This window comes from Streptomyces sp. NPDC086080, from assembly GCF_044540255.1.
Taxonomy (GTDB): Bacteria; Actinomycetota; Actinomycetes; order Streptomycetales; family Streptomycetaceae; genus Streptomyces.
In genome coordinates, this window is sequence record NZ_JBITRU010000087.1 from 1 (window position 1) to 4,822 (window position 4,822).

The 4,822-nt window shown below is 73.1% G+C and carries 4 protein-coding genes and 1 pseudogene; 2 read left to right on the plus strand and 3 right to left on the minus strand.

Annotated features, from left to right (window positions below; translation table 11 throughout):
• Positions 1–254 (plus strand): annotated as a pseudogene (locus tag ACIF9R_RS38010) (hypothetical protein); the annotation flags it as partial.
• Here the strand turns inward: ACIF9R_RS38010 and ACIF9R_RS38015 are convergent.
• The 3 genes from ACIF9R_RS38015 to ACIF9R_RS38025 all read right to left on the minus strand — a co-directional run bounded on the left by ACIF9R_RS38015 (position 226) and on the right by ACIF9R_RS38025 (position 3,837).
• Positions 226–1,494 (minus strand): pyroglutamyl peptidase, encoded by a 1,269-nt coding sequence (locus tag ACIF9R_RS38015; protein WP_399987662.1) that lies wholly within the window; start codon positions 1,492–1,494, stop codon positions 226–228. The pseudogene ACIF9R_RS38010 and the gene ACIF9R_RS38015 overlap by 29 nt on opposite strands.
• Before the next feature lie 438 nt (positions 1,495–1,932).
• Positions 1,933–2,910, minus strand: a complete 978-nt coding sequence (locus tag ACIF9R_RS38020; protein WP_399987664.1) for an aldose epimerase family protein — start codon at positions 2,908–2,910, stop codon at positions 1,933–1,935.
• A 15-nt stretch (positions 2,911–2,925) separates the two neighbouring features.
• Complete coding sequence (locus ACIF9R_RS38025; RefSeq protein ID WP_399987666.1) at positions 2,926–3,837, minus strand: SGNH/GDSL hydrolase family protein; 912 nt, start codon at positions 3,835–3,837, stop codon at positions 2,926–2,928.
• A gap of 272 nt (positions 3,838–4,109) precedes the next feature.
• Between ACIF9R_RS38025 and ACIF9R_RS38030 the strand changes: the two genes are divergently transcribed.
• Positions 4,110–4,604 carry a DUF3145 domain-containing protein gene (locus ACIF9R_RS38030; RefSeq protein WP_399987667.1) on the plus strand — a complete coding sequence of 165 codons (495 nt, stop codon included), beginning with the start codon at positions 4,110–4,112 and terminating at the stop codon, positions 4,602–4,604.
• Positions 4,605–4,822 lie beyond the last annotated feature (218 nt).

Below are 4,822 nucleotides of genomic sequence, written 5' to 3' on the forward strand. Positions count from 1 at the left end.
CGGAGTACTCCGGGCGGGCAGTCGGCGATGAAGCAGAAAACCCCACGGCGCGAGCCGTAGGAATCCCCCTCCTTCAGGAGGGGGAGGAAGTCAAGTCGCTGGCCCACCTGCTGTGGTTCGGCGTCGTCGCGGTGTTCTTCTCCCACGACCGGATGCGCGGCCTGATGCTGCGCGGCCAGAAGGTCCTCAACAAGGTGATCGGATCCGCCCTGGCCGGCCTCGGCGTCAGTCTCGCGTTCGCTCCGTCGCACTGACCGCCACGGTCACGATCGACCGTACCTGGCCGATGATGTCCAGCCGGTTACGCACGAACGCGGGGTCGGTGATCTCGGTGGTGTTCCCGGCGCCGAACTGCAGCACGGGCGTGTGCACATGCCCTCCCGGCAGCCTCTCGCCCAGGCCGAGCCGGTCACGGAGCAGGGTCGCCCGGTAGGCGATCTCGTTGGAGAGGTAGTCCCCGCCGCCCCCCGCGCGGGCCGTCGAACCGGGCGTCGGCCCCAGGGGCCGGACGACCGGCTCGGTCCCTCCCGCCGGGATCTCCGTCACGCTCGTGTTGTCGTACACCGGGAACCGACCCGTCCCGGCGGCGACGATCTCCGCGTACGGCAGCGTGGTGGACGTCCACTGCGGCTGCGAGGCCGGGTCGGTGACCGGGATGGTCCCGGTGCGGCCGATGTTCTCGTTGTCCCCGAAGCCGCCCCGCCAGGCGCCGTTGGTCCGCTCGATGTCGAAGCGGCCCACCCGGCCCTGGCTCACCGTGGTGAACAGGTCGGCCTTCGGCAGATGCCGCCGCAGCGCCCGCTCCACCGTCCCCTCCGCGAAGTCGGCCCAGCGCACGGGGAAGACGGCCGTCTCGATCCGCGCCGGACCGGCCGCCGTCTCGATCACCGTGCCGTCCAGGGCGAGCGCGACGGCGCCCGACGGGTTGGAGATCCGGATGTCCCGGTCCAGGGTGAACGGGTCGAAACCGGTGACCAGGACCCGCTTCATCCCCGTGCCGTGGGGATACCGGATGGCGGTCTGCCCGCGCGAGGTGCGCTCCAACTCGTCCAGCAGCCGCGCCCGCTGACCGTCGCCGAGCCCGAACCCCGGTTCCCAGGCTCGTAGTTCACGGGCCATACCGAGCCGCGCCCAGTACAGCGGCCGGTCGTCGTCCCGGCTCAGGTCACCGGTCGCCGGTCCACGTCCCTGGGCCCGGTCGACGGCCCTGCGCCACAGCTCCGTCCCCTCGCGTACGACGGCCCGCCGGGCCTGGGCGTAGGAGTGGGAGCGGTCGAGCGCACGGGCGAAGTCCGGTGCCACGGTGTCGAATCCGGAACGGCGGAGTATCTCCTGCGGGGCGGCCTTGTCGAGACGGCGTTCCTCGACGGTGGGACCCGTCGGCGCGTCGGTGGCGGTCGTGGCCGTCGCGGTGGTCGCGGTGGTGGTGGGAGCGGCGAGACCGGTCAGCAGGGCCAGACCGAGGACACCTGTGCGCACGCGTAGAGAGTTCACGGGGGTTCGAGGCCTTCCGTCGTCATGGGGATACGGGATGCCGGAAGCCGCAGTATCGCCGGGCCGGAGTGGAGCACGCCATGGTGCGCACGCCCCCCGGGCGGCGATCCGGACCCCTTCCCCGCCCGTACCGCGCTCCGTGGCCATACCGGCCCCGGGCCCGGGGAACCCCTCGGCGACCGCCACCGCCGGAACCGGCACCACGCCGGAACCGGCACCACGACGGGCCCGGTGGCGCCGCCGTGGCCGGGGCGGGACCGTACGGGAACAGATGTGAAGGGTTCGTACGGGATCGAAGCGGGCAGTCTCATCAAGGGCCACCGGCCACCGGCAGGGATTACCGTCGGAGCCGGGACGTACGAGAAGTGCCCACATGAGCAGCCCCGGCCCGGGACCCTGACCCCGGACCGGGGCTCATGTGTGCGCGGGAGCCGCTCCTCACCGCACCGAGAAGCCGTACACCGTCTCCGAGTGGAACACCTCGCCCGGCCTGAGGACCGTGCTGGGGAACTCCGGACGGTTCGGGGAGTCGGGGAAGTGCTGGGTCTCCAGCGCGATGCCGTCCCCGGGCGCGAAGGGCTCGGTGATGTGGTCCGCGGTGTAGAGCTGCATCCCGGGCTCGGTGGTCGCCACCGTCAGGACCCGGCCGGACGCCGGCTCGTACAGCTCGGCCACCTCCACGGGCGCCGCCGTGACCCCCTTGTCGAGCACGAAGTTGTCGTCGTACCCGCTCCCCGTCTTGCGGGCCTCGCGGAAGTCGAAGCGGGTGCCCGCGACGTCGGCGAGCTCGCCGGTCGGGATCAGGTCCGCGCCGGAGGGGGTGTAGCGGGAGGCGGCGATCCGCAGCTCGTGACCGGCCGCGCTGCCGGAATTGGAGCCGGCCAGGTTCCAGTACGAGTGGTTCGTCAGGTTCACATGGGTGGGGGCGTCCGTCACCGCCTCGTAGGCGATAGCCAGCGCGCCCCGCTCGTCCAGCGTGTACGTCACCGAGACCTTCAGCCGTCCCGGGAAGCCCTCCTCGCCGTGCCCGGCGACCAGGGTGAGGCGCAGGCCGTGTTCGACCGGGGTGACGTCCCACACGCGCTTGTCGAAACCCCGCTCACCGCCGTGCAGCGAGTTCGGCCCGTCGTTCGGCTCGAGGGCGTAGGTGAACCCGTCCAGGGGGAAGCGCGCGCCCGCGATCCGGTTGGCGTACCGGCCGATGAGCGCGCCCAGGAACGGCTCCGGATGGCGGAGATAGCCGTCCAGGTCGGGGAGTCCCAGCGCCACGTTCCCGGTCCGCCCGTCGCGGTCCGGCACCTCGACGTCCTGCACGATCCCGCCGTACGACAGGACCCGTACCCGTACGCCCGCGCGCCGCAGGGTCCAGCGGTGCACCGGGGTGCCGTCGGAAAGCGTGCCGAAGAGTTCGTTCATGTGCGGAACAATAGGTCACGGCCGCGTCGCCGTGACCGTCCGGTAGGCGATCTCGGCCAGCTCGGCCTGCCCGTCGACACTGGGATGGAACCAGTCCCAGCGGCTCAGCTGCTCGGTGCCGAAGCGGTACGCGTGCACCGCGCCGCCGTCGAAGCGGCAGCGCCGGTCCTCGGCGCAGACCTCCCGCAGCACCGTGTTGTAGTCCTCCACCCGGTCGTGCACGGTTTCCCGCCGCTGCGTCGCCGCCGCGTCCAGCGCGTCCGGGTCACCCAGCATCGACGGGCAGATGCCCAGCTTCCACACCTGCTTGCCCAGCGCGCTGGTCCGCCCCTGCGACCACAGCCGCTTCAGGTCCGGCACACTCGCCACATACACCTGCGTCTTCGGCAGCGCCTCGCGCAGTGTGCGCATCGCCTCGCGGAAGTCGGCACGGAAGTCGGCCACCGGCGTCATCGCCGACGTGGTCTCCCGGCAGGCGTCGTTCGCCCCCGCCATCACCGTCACCAGCTCCGGAGCCTGCCGCACCGCCCGCGCCATCTGACCCGGCAGGTCCGCCATCCGGGCCCCGGTCACCGCGTGGTTCCAGCTCCGCCCGGCCGCCTCCGCCCGCCCCAGCAACCGCACGGCCAGGCTGTCGACCTGCTCGCTGGTCCCCGTCGCCCACGACACCTCGGGACAGTCCGACAGCACCGAGCAGGCGTCGAAACCGGTGGTGATCGAGTCACCCACGGCGGCGACCGAGTCCGGGCCGGTGTCCCACACGGGCGTGGGCCTCGGTGACGGCCGCCCCTTCTGCACCGCCGTCCCGGACGGGGCGGGGGAGTCGCCGCCCACGGCATCGCATCCCGCCACGCCGAGCGCGGCGACCGTCACCAGGGCGAGCGCGGCTCGCGACCGCCGCGTGCCCCTCCGCCCCGCCCGCTCCATCCGTCGCCTCCCCGCGCCGCCGGTACGTCCGTCCTTCCACCCTTACAACGCACGGGAGTTCCCGCCCGTCCGGGTCGCCCGTACGAAGCGCGCCCCCGCACGCGACGCTCCCACCCGTACAGGCGTCCTGCCGGGTGAATGACGGGTGTTTCCCGGTACCAGGACGGACGGTACGTCACACTCCTTGCCCTGTCGCACGGTAGCCTCGCCATCAACGCGGCCCGCGGCCGTTCCGCCCGATCCAAGACGACCAGCTCAGCCCGGAGGTTCCGGTGACGACTCGTGGAGTTCTGTACGTGCACTCCGCGCCCCGCGCGCTGTGCCCGCACGTCGAGTGGGCCGTCGCCGGGGTACTCGGCACGCGCGTCAGCCTGGACTGGATCCGTCAGCCCGCGGCGCCCGGCACCTGGCGCTCGGAGTTCTCCTGGCAGGGCCGGCCCGCCACCGCCTCCCAGCTCGCCTCCGCGCTGCGCGGCTGGCAGATGCTGCGCTTCGAGGCCACCGCCGAGCCCAGCGCCACAGCGGAGGGCGAGCGCTACAGCTGCACCCCCGACCTCGGCATCTTCCACGCCGTCACCGGCATCCACGGCGACATCCTCATCCCCGAGGACCGCCTGCGCGCCGCCCTGGTCCGCTCCCGGACCGAGGAGACCGACCTGGAATCCGAGATCGCCAAACTCCTCGGCAAACCCTGGGACGACGAACTCGAACCCTTCCGCCACGCAGGCGAAGGCGCCCCGGTCCGCTGGCTCCACCAGGTGGTCTAGCCCCAACCCCAAAGGGGCGCGGGGAACTGCGCAAAGGGGGTCTGGGGGCGCAGCCCCCAGGGACGGGACGGGAAGGGGCGGCGGGGGCGAAGAAACTCCCACCCCCCCCCCCCCCCCGGCCCCCCCCCCCCCCCGGCCCCCCCCCCCCCCCGCCCCCCCCCCCCCCCCCCCCCCCCAACGGCCCCCCCCCCCCCCCCCGCCCGCCGCCCCCCCCCCCC

Excerpts from the sequence above, each read along its gene's own strand:
- ACIF9R_RS38020 (WP_399987664.1), bottom strand. The coding sequence starts at position 2,910 with ATGAACGAACTCTTCGGCACGCTTTCCGACGGCACCCCGGTGCACCGC.
- ACIF9R_RS38025 (WP_399987666.1), bottom strand. The coding sequence starts at position 3,837 with ATGGAGCGGGCGGGGCGGAGGGGCACGCGGCGGTCGCGAGCCGCGCTC.